The following is a 15,982-nucleotide window of genomic DNA, read 5'->3' on the forward strand; positions in this document are numbered from 1 at the left end:
GCACAGCAAAACCCCGAGCCGAAATGCTCGGGGTTTTTTATTGCGGTATGTTTCCAGTCCTGTGCTGGAAATCAAACCGACGTCAACCCTCGATCCCCAGCATGTCCCGCACCAGTGCTTCAGCCACCCGAATGCCGTCCACGCCGGCGGAAAGAATCCCGCCCGCATAACCAGCGCCTTCACCGGCGGGGTACAGGCCTTTGGTATTCAGGCTTTGCAGGGTCGGCCCGCGAGTAATGCGCAGCGGTGCCGAGGTGCGGGTTTCGATGCCGGTCAGCACGGCATCATGCAGCGAGAAGCCTTTGATCTGCTTGTCGAACGCCGGCAAGGCTTCACGAATGGCTTCGATGGCAAAAGCGGGCAGGGCTTCGGCAAGGTCCACCAGCTTCACACCCGGCTTGTAGGACGGTTCAACGCTGCCCAGAGCGGTCGAGGCCCTGCCCGCAATGAAGTCGCCGACCAGTTGCGCCGGCGCTTCGTAGCTGCTGCCGCCGAGCAGATACGCGTGAGATTCAAGGCGCTCCTGCAGCTCGATACCGGCCAGCGGGCTGCCGGGGAAATCCTGCTCCGGCGAGATACCGACCACAATGCCCGAGTTGGCATTACGCTCGTTGCGCGAATACTGGCTCATGCCGTTGGTGACCACGCGCCCTGGCTCTGAAGTGGCTGCCACGACAGTACCGCCAGGGCACATGCAGAAACTGTAGACCGAGCGACCGTTGCTGGCGTGGTGCACCAGTTTATAGTCGGCTGCGCCCAGTTTCGGGTGCCCGGCGTATTTGCCCAGCCGCGCCCGGTCGATCAGCGATTGCGGGTGTTCAATACGGAAACCGACCGAGAAAGGTTTGGCCTCCATGAACACGCCACGACCGTGCAGCATGCGGAACGTATCACGGGCACTGTGGCCCAGTGCCAGAATCACGTGTCGGGATTCGATCTGTTCGCCGCTGTCGAGCTGCACGCCCAGCAATTGGCCGTCCTCGATCAGCAGATCGGTCACGCGCTGCTGAAAGCGCACTTCGCCGCCCAGCGCCTCGATCTGATGGCGCATGTTTTCAACCACACCCGTCAGGCGGAACGTGCCGATATGCGGTTTGCTGACGTAGAGGATTTCTTCCGGCGCACCGGCCTTCACGAACTCGTGCAGCACCTTGCGGCCGATAAATTTCGGGTCCTTGATCTGACTGTAAAGCTTGCCATCGGAAAACGTCCCGGCGCCGCCTTCGCCAAACTGCACGTTGGACTCGGGATTGAGTACGTTTTTGCGCCACAGACCCCAGGTATCCTTGGTGCGCTGGCGCACTTCGGTACCGCGCTCAAGGATGATCGGCCTGAAGCCCATCTGCGCCAGCAGCAGCCCGGCAAAGATGCCGCACGGCCCGAACCCCACGACTATCGGGCGCTCTGCCAGACCTTCGGGAGCGTGACCGACCACTTTATAACTGACATCAGGTGCCGGCCCCACATGACGGTCGTTGACCAGCTTGCGCAGCAGCGCCTCTTCATCCGAGACCTGAAAGTCGATGGTGTAGATGAAGCACAGTTCGGATGACTTTTTGCGCGCGTCGTAGCTGCGTTTGAAGAGGGTAAAGTCCAGCAATTCGCTGCTGTCAATGCCCAGGCGCTGCAGGAGTGCAAGGCGCAGGTCTTCTTCCGGGTGATCGATCGGCAGCTTGAGTTCGGTGATTCGTAACATTAAGGGGTCCAGTTTTCGGGCCGCAGGTTCAGCCCGACAGCACTACAAGAACCGGCGATTATAAGCGCTGAACCCCTTTGGCGGCGAGCGTGGCCGATCAGTCGTCGCGCGAACCACCGTAATAACCGCAGCCACGCTGGGCCTGGCCGTTGATACGCAGCTCGGCCGTCAGGTGTTGCACCGAGCCATCGACGCTGTCAACGCAGCGTTGTGGGGCGACCCAGATCTCGATGCGCTGGTTGTTGGCTTCGCTGCTGACGCTGAAGCTGCCGTCTGGCAGCTTCTCTTCCACATAAGGCACCGCCAGTGGTGCGGCACCTTCGCGCTCGATCACCATGCCCTTGCCGCTGACGTTGACGTTCCAGGCGGGCTTGTTGCCATTGACGTGCAGGGTCAGGCGCTTGAAATTGGGATCTTCACAGGCCTGGCCTGGACGTTCGACGCGGTACAGTTGGTGCAGATCCAGCTGACCATCGCTGCTGGCCGCTTTGCTCGCAGCAAAATTACCGCGCAGATCGGCGAATACCGTGCCCTTGCTGTCTGCCAGTGAGGCCGCTTCCTGAAGAATACCAGTGTTGCCGCGATCCTTGACTACATAGCGGCGCTGCTCGTTGCACGGCTTGAACAGCAACTGGCCGTTTTCGCCTGTCAGATCGCCCTGCATACGGAGCATGCCCGCCGTGGAGACCTTGGGTTCCTCGGCCTGCCTGCCGAGCAACTGGCACCCGGCAAACAGCGGTAGAAGAGCAAATACGAGGACGGAACGGGCAGCGAACATGGTGTGGTCTCCAGACAAGTGCCGCCACGTTACTCAGACTGGAGGTGCATCACAAGGGTTGGAATGTCTATCGCGTGCAGGAGCGGACCGAGCGTCGCTTCGCCCGGCCTCTGTGGGAGCGGAATTATCCGCGATCTGCCGGGAACCGGCAGCAAAACCGGTGTATGCGGTAGATCAGGTGCAACCGTACGCGCCGGTTTCAGTGCCGCTTCGCCGCCCATCGCAGCCGTCGTAACCTCCTGAAGCTCCTACGCCCTCCGGGCAGAACCGGGGGGGTGGATGACGGGTGTCCCGGGCAATCTCAACCGCCCAGATACGCATCCCGCACTTTCGGGTCGACCAGCAGTTCTTCACCGGTGCCTTGCATGACCACGCGGCCGTTTTCCAGTACGTAGGCACGATCGGCAACTTTCAGGGCCTGGTTGGCGTTCTGCTCGACCAGAAACACCGTCACACCGTCACGACGCAGCTGTTCGACGATTTCGAAAATCTGCTGGATGATGATCGGGGCCAGTCCCAACGATGGCTCGTCCAGCAACAGCAGCTTGGGTTTGCTCATCAGCGCACGACCGATGGCCAGCATCTGCTGTTCGCCACCTGACATGGTGCCGCCACGCTGATTAAAGCGTTCCTTGAGACGCGGAAAGAGCTGCAGGACCTTGTCCATCTGCTCCTGATAATCGGCTTTTTCCGTGAAGAAACCGCCCATCGCCAGGTTCTCTTCAACGGTCAGGCGCGCAAATACCCGACGGCCTTCCGGCACTACGGCGATGCTCTTGCGCATGATGATCGACGATTCCAGCCCGACCAGCTCCTCGCCCATGTAGCGAATACTGCCGCTCTGGGCACGAGGTGAGCCGCACAGGGTCATCAGCAGCGTGGATTTGCCTGCGCCGTTGGCACCGATCAGAGTGACGATTTCACCCTGTCGGACTTCCACGTTGACGCTGTGCAGGGCCTGGATCTTGCCGTAGAAAGTGGAAACGTTTTCGAACTGCAGCATTTACGCTTCCCCCAGGTAGGCTTTGATCACATCAGGATTGTCACGAATCTGTTCCGGCGTACCGTCCGCCAGAGGCGTGCCCTGGTTGATCACTACGATGTGGTCGGAAATGCTCATTACCAGTTTCATGTCGTGCTCGATCAACAGGACCGTGGCGTTGTGTTCGTTGCGCAATACGCCGATCAGCGCTTTCAGGTCGTCGGTTTCTCTGGGGTTCAGACCTGCTGCCGGCTCATCGAGCATGAGGATGCGCGGGCGGGTCATCATGCAGCGGGCGATTTCCAGGCGGCGTTGCTGACCGTAGGCCAGGGTTCCGGCAGGGCGGTTGGCGAACTCCTTGAGGTTGACGGCCTCCAGCCAGTGCTCGGCGTAGTCCATGGCTTCGCGTTCGCTGCGGCGAAACGCGGGCGTCTTGAACAGGCCGGACAGAAAGTTGGTGTTCAAATGCCGGTGCTGGGCAACCAGCAGGTTTTCCACGGCAGTCATTTCCTTGAACAGGCGCACGTTCTGGAACGTACGCACCACGCCCTTGCGCGCAATCTGATGGCCAGCCAGGCCCTGTATCGGCTCACCGTCCAGCAGAATTGTGCCCGCGCTCGGCCGGTAGAAACCGGTCAGGCAGTTGAAGACTGTCGTCTTGCCGGCACCATTGGGGCCGATCATCGATACGACCTGCCCCTGATTGACGGTCAGGGCAACGCCATTGACCGCCAGCAGACCGCCAAAACGCATGCTCAAGCCAGTGGCTTGTAGTAATGGGCGGCTCATTTTGGCAGCTCCGCTTTCAATTTCATTTGGGGGCGCTGCATCGGCAGGAAGCCCTGTGGACGCCAGATCATCATCAGCACCATCAACGCGCCGAACATCAGCATGCGGTAGTCACTGAACTCGCGCATCAGCTCAGGCAGCAGAATCATCACGATGGCAGCCAGAATCACGCCCAGTTGCGAGCCCATACCGCCTAGCACGACGATGGCCAGGATGATTGCCGACTCGATGAAGGTGAACGACTCAGGGGTAATCAGACCCTGGCGTGCTGCAAAGAAGCTGCCTGCGAAACCGGCGAACGCTGCGCCCAGAGTGAAGGCTGACAGTTTGATCACGGTTGGATTCAACCCTAGCGCGCGGCAAGCGATTTCGTCTTCGCGTAATGCTTCCCAGGCCCGGCCGATCGGCATGCGCAGCAGGCGGTTGATGACGAACAATGCTGCCAGCGCCAGCAGCAGGGCGATCAGGTAGAGGAAGATGACCTTGTTGATCGAGTTGTACGGCAGGCCGAAGAACTCGTGGAAGGTCTGCATGCCCTCGGCAGCCTTGCGCTCGAACGTCAGGCCGAAGAAGGTCGGCTTTTCGATATTGCTGATGCCGTTCGGACCACCTGTCAGTTCAGTCAGGTTGCGCAGAAAGATGCGGATGATTTCCCCGAACCCCAGCGTCACGATGGCCAGATAGTCTCCGCGCAGACGCAGTACCGGGAATCCCAGCAGGAATCCGAACAGCGCCGCCATCAACCCCGCAATCGGCAGGCAGATCCAGAATCCGAGCCCGTAGTAATGCGACAGCAATGCGTAGCTGTAAGCGCCGACTGCATAGAATCCGACATAGCCCAGGTCAAGCAGGCCAGCCAGGCCGACCACGATGTTCAGGCCGAGGCCGAGCATGACGTAGATCAGGATCAGTGTGGCGATGTCCACGGCACCGCGCGAACCGAAGAACGGCCAGATGAAGGCCAGCACGATGAGCGCCGCAAGGCCCCAGCGCTGGGTTTTCGGCTGGGTCAGGAAGTCGCTGGTCTTTTGCGGGATCAGCGGTTTCCCTGACCCGCGGCGCAGGCTGCCGATCTGTTCCGCGAACAGGACACGCAGAAACAGCAGCACCGAGCACACGGCAATGATGGTCAGGGTCAGTGGGCTGGCGTTCTGTACTTGCAGGGTGACGCCGGAAAAGGCCAGTTTCAGGCCGAAGACCGGGTAGGCTACGGCCCAGACCAATGCAGCGCTGAACAGCGCCTGTTTGAAAGACTTGCTCATACTTTCTCAACCTCCGGACGACCCAGAATGCCGGTCGGTCGGAACAGCAGCACCAGGACCAGCAGGCCGAAAGCCACTACGTCCTTGTACTGATCACCAAAAATGTCGGCACCGAAGGCTTCGGCGACGCCCAGCACAAGGCCACCGAGCACAGCGCCCGGGATCGAGCCGATACCGCCCAGTACCGCAGCAGTGAAGGCTTTCAGACCCACCAGAAAGCCTGCGTTGGGATTGATGACGCCGTATTGCATGCTCAGCAGCATCGCAGCAACGGCCGCCAGTGCTGCACCGACCACAAAGGTCAGGGCGATGATGTTGTTGGTGTTGATCCCCAGCAGGTTGGCCATTTTCATGTCCTCGGCGCAGGCGCGGCAGGCACGACCCATTCGCGAGCGGGAGATGAACAGGGTCAGGCCGGTCATGGCCAGCAGGGTGACGACGAACACCACGATCTGCATGTAGGAAATCAGCACTTCCTGCGCGCCGCCCGGACCGAACGACAGGCTGCCGGGCAGCAGGTTGGGGATGGCAAAGTTGCCGGACCCCTGAGACAACTGAACCGAGTTCTGCAGGAATATCGACATGCCGATTGCAGAGATCAGTGGAATCAGACGGTTGCTGTTGCGCAACGGGCGGTAGGCCACACGCTCGATGCTGTATCCATAGGCACTGGTCACGATGATCGCTGCGGCAAAACCGGCAATCATCAGCAGCGGCAGGCTGTGAATACCCAGCATCGCCAGACCGGCGAGTGCCATGAAAGCAACATAGGAACCGATCATGTACACCTCGCCGTGGGCGAAGTTGATCATTCCGATGATGCCGTACACCATCGTGTAACCGATGGCGATCAATGCATACGTACTGCCAATGGTCAGGCCATTGACCAGTTGCTGCATGTAGTGGAATAACTCGGGCATTTACCGCGCTCCTAAAAACCTGATCTGCATTTCTCTGACCTGCGCCGGGGTGGCATTCTGTCGATGCGTAGCCTGTTGCGCTGTCAGGGAACCGCTGTTGACGGTTTTAAGATTTTCAGGGGGCCTCGTGTGCGCAGTTCGCTCTGCGAAGTCGGCGCACGGGGCTGGATTCGTAAAACAAAGCCCACTGCGCAGGCAGTGGGCTTTATGGGTAACGCAAGCAGCTTATTTGGCAGCTTCGGTCTTCGGTTTGCCGAAGTGCCACTCGTAGACCACGAACTGGAAGTTTTTCAGGTCGCCCTTGGCGTCGTAGCTCAGGTCGCCCATCGGGGTCTTGAAGGTACCGGCATGGATGGCGGCTGCCACTTTGTCGGTGTCTTCAGACTTGGCGGCAGCGATGCCGTCAGCTACGACCTGAACGGCGGAGTAGGAGGGGTATACGAACGGGCCGCTCGGGTCCTGTTTCTTGGCTTTGAAGGCTTCGGTCAACGCCTGGTTGGCCGGGTCCTGATCGAAGGATTTCGGCAGGGTGACAAGCAGGCCTTCTGAAGCTTCACCGGCGATCTGCGAGATGGAATCGTTGCCGACGCCTTCAGGGCCCATGAATTTGGCGTTCAGGCCTTTTTCCTTGGACTGACGCAGGATCTGGCCCAGCTCCGGGTGGTAGCCGCCGTAATAGACGAAATCGACGTTGGCTTGCTTGAGCTTGGCGATCAGCGACGAGAAGTCCTTGTCGCCAGCGTTGATACCTTCAAACAGCGCAACCTTCACGCCTTTTGCTTCCAGGGTCTGCTTGACTGCCGTCGCGATACCTTCACCGTACTGCTGCTTGTCGTGAATGACGGCAACGATTTTCGGCTTCGCGACATCGGCGATGTAGTTGCCTGCAGCCGGGCCCTGCGCACTGTCGAGACCAATGGTGCGAAACACCAGTTTGTAACCGCGTGCGGTGATTTCCGGGCTGGTGGCAGCCGGGGTCACCATGATGATGCCTTCGTCTTCGTAAACGTCGGACGCTGGCTGGGCGGAGCTGGAGCAGAGGTGACCGATAACGTATTTGACGCCTTCGTTGACCACCTTGTTGGCCACTGCAACGGCCTGTTTCGGATCGCAGGCGTCATCGTATTCAACGGCTTCAAGCTTTTTGCCATCCACGCCGCCCTTGGCGTTGATCTGGTCGATGGCCATTTTTGCGCCGTTGAATTGCATGGTGCCGTATTCGGCCACAGGGCCGGTTTTAGGGCCGGCGATGCCGATCTTGATGGTGTCGGCTGCGAACGAATGGCTGGCGACCCCTGCCATAACCAGTGCGGCAAACAGCCTTGAAAGCTTATTGGTACCCTTAGTCATGATGCTCCACTCTTGCGTTGTAGTTTTTATAATCCTGATGGCCAAGGCTCCAGGACCGGATTCGATCACTGGTTTTTCCCGCCGCCAACTGTACCGGAACAGTTTAGAGCGCCGCTCGTTGGCTTGGAAAGCCGGGCGTTTGGGGACAAACCAGTGTGTGTCGCTTAATCGAAAGAAAGTTACAGAATCAAACCGCCTGAGTGCCTGAAATCGCTTCAGATCCATGAGGTTATCTGCACTTCCCTGCGATAAATCACCTGCTTCTGGGCTTGCCGACGGGAAAGTGGGCGCTATCATTGCGCCGATTTTCTTTCTGGTGAAACCCATGACGCAAGAACCTAGCACCCTCTATGCCAAACTGCTTGGCGAAACGGCCTCAATCACCTGGACTGAATTGCAACCATTCTTTGCCAAAGGTGCCCTGTTGTGGGTCGAACTGCCGCTGGATTTGATCGAAGTCGCCGAGGCAGTGGCTGAAAATGATGCAGCCAGGGTCGCTGCGTGGCTGACTGACGGGCAGGTCGGCAAGGTGTCGGAAAACAAGGCGCTTGAGCTGGTAGAGACCGATCCTGCATTGTGGGCTGTAGTGGTGGCACCTTGGGTGCTGATTCAAAACAGGGCGCGCGATTGATTTTTGCGCCATCTTGGGGCGTGGCGATTCGCAGGATTGAGTGGGAAGGTAACCCTTACGGTTCCCGCGTAGCGTAAAACCACACCGGTGAGCGTTGTTCGACCGGCCTTGCGTGGCCATTCAACGGACGCTGTCGGCACGCTGCTCAGGTACGCACGGGTCTGTGGCTGGCGAAGTCATCGCTGTCGGACAAATCGGAAAAAATGTCCAGCGCTTCTGATACTTCGATGTCAGGTCCGAGCGTGGGCGACGGTGGCAAGGCTGCCCACTGTGTGCTCGGTGCGCGCTCGTTCATCTGCCTGGCAAGCGGCAGAATTCGCTCCAGCGGTTGTGGTTTGCTGAACAGATAACCCTGGACGTAATCACTGCCAAACTGCCTGAGAAACTCCAGTTGACCCTGGGTTTCGACGCCCTCGGTGACAACTTTCAGGCGCAGTGTGTGAGCCATGACGATAATTGCCTGTACGATTTCCATGTCCTGCGGGGACTGTGGAATATCAATAATGAATGACCGGTCGATCTTCAGTGTGTCCAGAGGCAACCGTTTGAGATAGGCGAGCGATGAATAACCCGTGCCGAAATCGTCAATCGACAGGGAGACCCCGAGGCTGCGGATCTGCTTGAGCATCAGGATGGTATTGCTGATATTGCCCATCAGGGCATTTTCGGTGACCTCCAGTTCCAGCCGTCCGGGCGCTGCGCCAGCATCGACCAGCGCCTGTTCGACCTCTTCGACCAGTTCGTCGCGGCCCAGCGTCAGCGCTGAGCAGTTGACGCTGATGATCAGTTGTTCAAGTCCCTCCTGGCGCAGTGCGTGCAGATCACGGCAGGCTCTGCGTAATACCCAGTTGTCCAGTTCGGCGATCAGACCATTGGCCTCGGCAATGCCGATGAACCGTCCGGGTGCAAGCAGGCCGTGTTGCGGATGATTCCAGCGTACCAGCGCCTCGAGTTTGGCAACATGGCCGGTGCGCATGTCGACGATAGGCTGGTAGTAAACCTGCAGGCCCGTCTCCTCGCGCAGTGCATTGCGCAATTCCTCTTCCAGATGCAGCTCCAGGCTGGCTTTGGTCCTGAGTGCGGGGCTGAAGAAATTGACCCTGTTGCGCCCGTTGCCCTTGGACTGGTAGAGCGCAAGGTCCGCATGCTTGAGCAGCTCATCGCACGTCGAGCCGTCACGCGGGAAGACGGCAATACCGATGCTGGTCGTCATGACCATGCGCCTTCCTGCCAGCGCGATGGTCTCCTTCATTTTGTGCATGACCCGATGCGCCAGATGCCGTGCTTCTTCATAATCTGGAATGCTTAGCAGGATGCAGAACTCATCGCCGCCGAAACGGGCAACCACGTCCTGGACGCGGGTAGCGCTGCGGATACGTTCGGCAATCACTTTGAGCAGTTCGTCGCCAGCGTCGTGACCCAGGCTGTCATTGATGCGCTTGAAGTGGTCGATGTCCAGGAACATCACTGCAAGCATGCCCTTGCCCACGGTGTGTTCAAGCAGTTTTTCGGCGAATATCTGATTGAAGCCCCGGCGGTTGATCAGATTGGTCAGCGGATCGTAGTGAGCCACCTGCTGAAGCGATACGCGTGCCTGATCCAGCTGGCTGAGCAGGGCGTTGACCCGCTGCAGATCGTGCTCCTTGCCTTGCAGTTTCTTGTCGGCCATCGCTGCACTGATGCTCCCGGCGATGGTCAGCAGGGTGATCGCGGCGATTGTCAGACCCAACTGCTGACCGTTTTCGGGGCCGGGGATGTGCAGTGCAGAGCCTTCCGGGATGACCAGCCGTAGCGCCCTCATGCCCATCAGGTGCATGGTCAGCAAACCTGCGCCCAGCAGAAGACTCACCCCGTAGCGGAACATCTGGTGAAACATGCCGTTGTATTGACGCAAGTGTCGGGACAAGGTCAGCAACGCAATACTGGACAGGACAGCGACCAGAATCGACAACGCAAACATCCGCGGCTCGTAATACTGCGTAGCAGCGGAGCGCATAGCCGACATGCCCAGATAGTGCATGGCGCTGATGCCCACTCCCATGACCAGCGAACTGATCAGGCAGCGCCGCATGCTCAGCTCTGGAATGGTCAGGGCCCTCATGGCCACCAGCGCGGTGATCAGCACGATCAGCAGGGAAAACAGCGTGACGGTCAGGTCGTAAGAGATTTTCAACGGTGCCTGGAACGCCAGCATGCTGATGAAGTGCATCGCCCACACGCCACCTGCCAGGCATAAAGCGCCCAGTGCTTTCCAGAGACGACGGCTTTTCAGGGCGTCTACCTGAATGACACGGTCGGCAATATCCAGCGTGGCAAAACATGCGGCGCAGGCCACACCGTAAGCCAGCGCTACCAGAAACAGGTTATGACTGCAGTCGATCAATAATTGCCCGTCCGCTGGCAGGCCAGCGAATACGTTCAAACCCAGCCACTCCATAGCGTGCCCTATTCTCACTACAAGGGCGCCAAGGCTCGAAGAAGCCTGGCGATTCGAGCTGAGTATAGAGGCTGTTTACAAACTGCCACCACAATGAGCTGCCATTTTGATATTGGCTCAATAACGAATAGTTATAAAACGCCATCATCTACTTGACCTGTTTACGAATGTTTACAGACAGATAGCTTTTCTCCTTCTAGATTGAGGTGACTGAGAGTCAAGGGACGGATGCCTTCATGAACACACTCCAGGCAGAAAACGCTACTCAGGCTGCCAATGCCTGGCGCGTGCTGTTCCTGCTCTTTCTGGCCAATCTGTTCAATTTCTTCGATCGCACCATCCCCGCCATCATCGTCGAGCCCATTCGCCTGGAATGGCATTTGAGTGACTTTCAGCTGGGGTTGCTGGGGACTGCATTCACGCTGGTCTACGCGGTCGCCGGTCTGCCATTGGGGCGCATGGCTGACAATGGGTCGCGCAAGAAGCTCATGGGATGCGGGCTGGCGGTATGGAGCGGGTTGACTGCGGTGAACGGCATGGTGGGCAGTTTCTGGACGTTCCTGCTGGTGCGTATGGGCGTCGGCATTGGAGAGGCCAGCTACGCGCCTGCTGCCAACTCGTTGATCGGTGACCTGTTTCCGGCCCATCGGCGCGCACGGGCCATGGGGCTTTTCATGCTGGGTTTGCCGTTGGGCCTGCTGTTGGCGTTCTTTACCATTGGCGCGATGGTCAAGGCGTTCGACAGCTGGCGCGCCCCGTTCTTTATCGCGGCGGTTCCTGGTCTGCTGCTGGCCGTGTTGATCTTTTTCATCCGCGAGCCCAAGCGCGGTGCGGCTGAAAGCGTGCGCATGTCAGAGGCTAAGATTGAAAAGCCGATTCGTCGTGTGCTGTCGATTCCGACCTTTCGCTGGCTGGTATTGGGCGGTCTGACCTTCAACTTTGCGACCTACGCCTGTAATTCATTCATGGTGCCGATGCTGCAGCGCTATTTCCTGCTGCCCTTGCAGGAAGCGGCAGTGGCGACCGGGATCATAGTCGGCGTTACCGGGCTGATAGGTCTGACGCTTGGCGGCTGGATAGCCGACAAACTGCATCAGCGTTTTTCCAATGGACGGCTGTTGTTTGCGACCATCAGTATGCTGATCGCTTCGTTGGCCACAGGTTACGCATTGCATGCGGGGCAAATCGGGATCGGTGTGTTCGTAGGGGTGTTCAGTCTGGGCTGGCTGTTTGCATACAACTTCTACACCTGCGTCTACACCGCGATTCAGGACGTGATCGAACCGCGTCTGCGAGCCACGGCCATGGCGCTTTTCTTCGCCGGCCTTTATTTATTGGGTGGAGGCCTGGGGCCGGTGGTGGTCGGTTTGCTGTCTGATCACTTTGCCCATGCGGCGATGGCCGTTGCGGGTGTCGAGGCGATGAGCGAGCCCTTCAAGGCTATCGGCTTGCATGACGCCATGTACCTGATTCCGGTTGCGTTGTTTCTGACCTTGCTGTTCCTGTACCAGGCTTCACGTTGCTTCAGTCAGGATGCTTGCAGGATGAAGGAGAGAATGGCGGCTGAAGAGCCTTTGGCGGGGCTGGCGGAGGGGATTGTGGTGGCAAGGCGGTAATCATACGGATCGTGAGCCGCGATGATTCTTGTCCCCACGCATGTGGGGACAAGAATCGTGCAGGTCTTAGCCCGCGACCAGCACCCGTATCGCTTCCAGACGCAGCGCTGCTTTTTCAAGCATGGCCAGGCCCTGTTCGCGCTGGGTGCGCAGGGCGACCAGCTCGCTGTCGCGCACGGTCGGGTTGACTGCTTGCAATGCCGTCAGACGGGCCAGTTCCTCTTCGGTATCGGCTGCCAGGCGACGCTGTGCTTCTGCTACGCGTTCTGCGTGTTTCGGTGTGATTTTCTCTTCGCCCGCGTTGATCCTCGGGGTCAACTGATCACGTTGTGCCTGGATGAACTTGTTGGCGCTCGCCCGAGGCACGCTTTCGAGCTGATCGTTGAGGGTGTTGAACGACACTCGGCTCGCCAGATCATTGCCATTCGCGTCCAGCAGGCAACGCAGCGCGGCCGGAGGCAGATAACGCCCAAGCTGCAATGAGCGCGGAGCAACCACTTCGCTGACGTAGATCAGTTCGAGCAGGACGGTACCTGGCTTGAGCGCCTTGTTCTTGATCAGCGCCACGGCGGTGTTGCCCATCGAACCCGACAGCACCAGATCCATGCCGCCCTGAACCATCGGGTGCTCCCAGGTAATGAACTGCATGTCTTCGCGAGACAGCGCCTGATTGCGGTCGTAGGTGATGGTCACGCCTTCGTCGTCGCCCAGCGGGAAGCTGGCGTCGAGCATTTTTTCGCTCGGCTTGAGGATCAGGGCGTTTTCCGAATGGTCTTCGCTGTCGATGCCAAAGGCGTCGAAGAGGGTTTCCATGTAGATCGGCAGGCTGAACTGATCGTCCTGTTCGAGGATGGCTTCAACCAGTGCTTCACCTTCGCCAGCGCCACCGGAATTGAGTTCCAGCAGGCGGTCGCGTCCGGTGTGCAGCTCGCTTTCCAGGCGCTCGCGCTCGTTACGGGCTTCGTCGATCAGGGCTTGCCACTCATCATCGTCACCGCTTTCCAGCAGTGGCAGCAGGCGCGGGCCGAACTGGTGTTGCAGGGCGTTGCCGGTCGGGCAGGTATTGAGGAACGCGTTGAGCGCCTCGTGATACCACTGGAACAGGCGTGCCTGCGGGCTGGTTTCCAGGAACGGTACGTGCAGCTCGATGGTGTGCTTCTGACCGATACGGTCCAGACGTCCGATGCGTTGCTCCAGCAAGTCCGGGTGCGACGGCAGATCGAACAGGACCAGATGGTGGGAAAACTGGAAGTTGCGGCCTTCACTGCCGATTTCCGAGCAGATCAGTACCTGAGCGCCGAACTCTTCGTCTGCAAAATAAGCCGCTGCCCGGTCGCGCTCGAGGATGTTCATGCCCTCGTGGAACACTGTGGCTGGGATGCCGGAGCGTACGCGCAGCGCGTCCTCCAGGTCCATCGCGGTTTCGGCGTGGGCACAGATGACCAGTACCTTGACGCGTTTGAGCATCTTGAGTGTATCGATCAGCCAGTCGACGCGCGGGTCGAAGCGCCACCAGCGCTCTTCTTCGCTGACTTCCGACTGCGACTGGAAGCTGACCTCCGGGTACAGATCGGCGTGCTCGCCGACCGGCAATTCCAGGTATTCGACAGGGCAGGGCAGCGGGTATTGATGCAGCTTGCGCTCCGGGAAACCCTGCACGGCGGCGCGGGTGTTGCGGAACAGCACGCGCCCGGTGCCGTGACGGTCCAGCAGTTCGCGAATCAGGCGTGCCTTGGCTTCGTCGTCGCCGGTATTCACAGCCGCCAGCAGCGAATCGCCTTCGGCACCCAGGAAGCCGTGGATGGTTTCCTGCGCCGCAGCGGACAGCTTGCCCTTGTCGAGCAGCTCCTGAACGGCCTGAGCCACCGGACGGTAGTTCTCGCTCTCGGCGCGGAACGCCTTGAGGTCGTGAAAGCGGTTCGGGTCCAGCAGGCGCAGGCGGGCGAAGTGGCTGTCCTGGCCCAGTTGTTCCGGGGTGGCGGTCAGCAGCAGTACGCCGGCAATGACTTCCGCCAGTTGCTCGACCAGCGCGTATTCACGGCTGACCTTGTCTTCGTGCCAGACCAGATGGTGCGCCTCATCGACCACCATCAGGTCCCAGCCTGCCGCAAACAGGGCATCCTGGGCTTTTTCGTCTTCGACCAGCCATTCCAGCGCAACCAGCGCCAACTGGGTGTCTTCGAACGGGTTGCCGGCATCGCTTTCGATGAAACGCTCGGCGTCGAACAGCGCAACCTGCAGGTTGAAACGGCGGCGCATTTCCACCAGCCACTGGTGCTGAAGGTTTTCCGGGACCAGGATCAACACGCGGCTTGCGCGACCCGACAGCAGTTGACGGTGGATCACCAAGCCGGCTTCGATGGTCTTGCCCAGACCCACTTCGTCAGCCAGCAGAACGCGGGGCGCGATGCGGTCTGCAACTTCACGAGCGATATGCAACTGATGTGCAATGGGTTGCGCCCGGACGCCGCCCAGGCCCCAAAGCGAGGACTGCAACTGGCGGCTGGTGTGCTCAAGCGTGTTGTAGCGCAACGAGAACCAGGACAACTGGTCGATCTGGCCCGCGAACAGGCGGTCGGTTGCCAGGCGGAACTGAATGAAGTTCGACAGCTGGGTTTCCGGCAGCGTAACCACTTCGTTCTGCGCGTTCAGGCCGTGGTAGACCAGCAGGCCGTCAACGTCGTCGACTTCGCGGACGGTCATTTTCCAGTTTTCGAAGTGGGTGATCACATCGCCCGGAGAGAAGCGCACGCGGGTCAGTGGCGCGTTGCGCAGTGCGTACTGACGTGTTTCGCCAGTGGCCGGATAGAGCACGGTCAACAAGCGGCCGTCCTGTGCCAGAACTGTGCCCAAACCCAGCTCGGCTTCGCTGTCACTAATCCAGCGTTGCCCCGGTTGATACTGCTGCGCCATGCTGCCTGTCTCCCGCTTGAAAAAGCTGAGTATGTTAACGGAACGCGCACCGAAGGCCAAAGGCGGCGTGAAAAAACTCATCGTCAGCGGCTCTGATCGATCAGATTTTCAGTTCCATGACACTAATTTCACTGTAAGCGGTCAAAAAAGATCTTATAAATATTTGCTGACTATTTCAGCCCGGTTCAAGTTGCCTCGTGCACGGCCGACACCCCGGTAATGAGGAGATAAAACCATGCTGCAACCTATGCTTCCGCTAAGTGTTGTGCCAGTGACATCACAGTTGGATCCGGCCAAGCGCATGCCGGACATCCCGCCTGTCGCGCCTGTGCAGCAAAGCTCCAACGAAACCGCGATCGACCTGCGCAATGAAGATACTGAACGCAGCGCGTTGCTGTTGCGTGAAGAGCAGCAGCGTCAGCAACAGCAGCAGGGTCGTACCTCTGAAGAGGCCGAGGAGTATCAGGGGCTGGTCGTTCCGGGAGACTCGCTGAATGCCGACAACACCGTTCCGGTTGTACCGCTCATCGACGACGAGCCGCGTCAGGGGCTGTGGGTTGATATTCAGATCTGATCGCGGCAACGCCCGGTTCTTCGCTGGTCATCGC

Annotated in this window: 12 protein-coding genes; 3 read left to right on the forward strand and 9 right to left on the reverse strand. The window is 59.2% G+C overall.

Features of this window, described 5'->3' with window-relative positions; genetic code table 11:
• Positions 1–82: 82 nt before the first annotated feature.
• The 7 genes from ALO80_RS12250 to ALO80_RS12280 form a co-directional block, all read right to left on the reverse strand.
• Positions 83–1,696 (reverse strand): NAD(P)/FAD-dependent oxidoreductase, encoded by a 1,614-nt coding sequence (locus tag ALO80_RS12250; protein WP_055009207.1) that lies wholly within the window; start codon positions 1,694–1,696, stop codon positions 83–85.
• 97 nt (positions 1,697–1,793) lie between these two features.
• A complete protein-coding gene (locus ALO80_RS12255) occupies positions 1,794–2,474 on the reverse strand; it encodes a COG3650 family protein (RefSeq protein WP_055009208.1) in 681 nt (226 codons plus the stop codon).
• Between the two features lie 301 nt (positions 2,475–2,775).
• Positions 2,776–3,477: an ABC transporter ATP-binding protein gene (locus tag ALO80_RS12260; RefSeq protein WP_055009209.1), complete on the reverse strand. Its 702-nt coding sequence runs from the start codon at positions 3,475–3,477 to the stop codon at positions 2,776–2,778.
• Complete coding sequence (gene livG, locus ALO80_RS12265; protein ID WP_054984602.1) at positions 3,478–4,245, reverse strand: high-affinity branched-chain amino acid ABC transporter ATP-binding protein LivG; 768 nt, start codon at positions 4,243–4,245, stop codon at positions 3,478–3,480.
• The gene (locus tag ALO80_RS12270; RefSeq protein WP_054984601.1) at positions 4,242–5,507 is read right to left on the reverse strand and encodes a high-affinity branched-chain amino acid ABC transporter permease LivM; all 1,266 of its coding nucleotides are present in this window, start codon (positions 5,505–5,507) and stop codon (positions 4,242–4,244) included. Before ALO80_RS12270 ends, livG begins: the two co-directional genes overlap by 4 nt.
• Positions 5,504–6,427 carry a high-affinity branched-chain amino acid ABC transporter permease LivH gene (livH, locus tag ALO80_RS12275; RefSeq protein WP_010432468.1) on the reverse strand — a complete coding sequence of 308 codons (924 nt, stop codon included), beginning with the start codon at positions 6,425–6,427 and terminating at the stop codon, positions 5,504–5,506. The genes ALO80_RS12270 and livH overlap by 4 nt, the downstream gene beginning before the upstream one ends.
• Before the next feature lie 225 nt (positions 6,428–6,652).
• On the reverse strand, positions 6,653–7,777 hold the full coding sequence (locus ALO80_RS12280; protein WP_055009210.1) for a branched-chain amino acid ABC transporter substrate-binding protein: 1,125 nt from the start codon (positions 7,775–7,777) through the stop codon (positions 6,653–6,655).
• A gap of 325 nt (positions 7,778–8,102) precedes the next feature.
• On the opposite strand from ALO80_RS12280, the gene ALO80_RS12285 reads away from it, so the two are divergent.
• The gene (locus ALO80_RS12285) at positions 8,103–8,408 is read left to right on the forward strand and encodes a DUF2288 domain-containing protein (RefSeq protein ID WP_055009225.1); all 306 of its coding nucleotides are present in this window, start codon (positions 8,103–8,105) and stop codon (positions 8,406–8,408) included.
• 145 nt (positions 8,409–8,553) lie between these two features.
• Here ALO80_RS12285 and ALO80_RS12290 read toward each other — a convergent pair whose 3' ends face one another.
• Positions 8,554–10,845 (reverse strand): putative bifunctional diguanylate cyclase/phosphodiesterase, encoded by a 2,292-nt coding sequence (locus ALO80_RS12290; RefSeq protein WP_055009211.1) that lies wholly within the window; start codon positions 10,843–10,845, stop codon positions 8,554–8,556.
• A gap of 236 nt (positions 10,846–11,081) precedes the next feature.
• Between ALO80_RS12290 and ALO80_RS12295 the strand changes: the two genes are divergently transcribed.
• Complete coding sequence (locus ALO80_RS12295; RefSeq protein ID WP_055009212.1) at positions 11,082–12,461, forward strand: spinster family MFS transporter; 1,380 nt, start codon at positions 11,082–11,084, stop codon at positions 12,459–12,461.
• A 66-nt stretch (positions 12,462–12,527) separates the two neighbouring features.
• Here ALO80_RS12295 and rapA read toward each other — a convergent pair whose 3' ends face one another.
• Positions 12,528–15,374: an RNA polymerase-associated protein RapA gene (gene rapA, locus ALO80_RS12300; RefSeq protein WP_055009226.1), complete on the reverse strand. Its 2,847-nt coding sequence runs from the start codon at positions 15,372–15,374 to the stop codon at positions 12,528–12,530.
• Positions 15,375–15,609: 235 nt separating this feature from the next.
• Here rapA and ALO80_RS12305 point away from each other — a divergent pair, with 235 nt between their 5' ends.
• Positions 15,610–15,948 (forward strand): hypothetical protein, encoded by a 339-nt coding sequence (locus ALO80_RS12305; protein ID WP_054984597.1) that lies wholly within the window; start codon positions 15,610–15,612, stop codon positions 15,946–15,948.
• The last annotated feature ends 34 nt before the right edge of the window (positions 15,949–15,982 follow it).

Origin of the sequence: Pseudomonas caricapapayae (assembly GCF_001400735.1) — a bacterium.
Lineage (GTDB): Bacteria > Pseudomonadota > Gammaproteobacteria > Pseudomonadales > Pseudomonadaceae > Aquipseudomonas > Aquipseudomonas caricapapayae.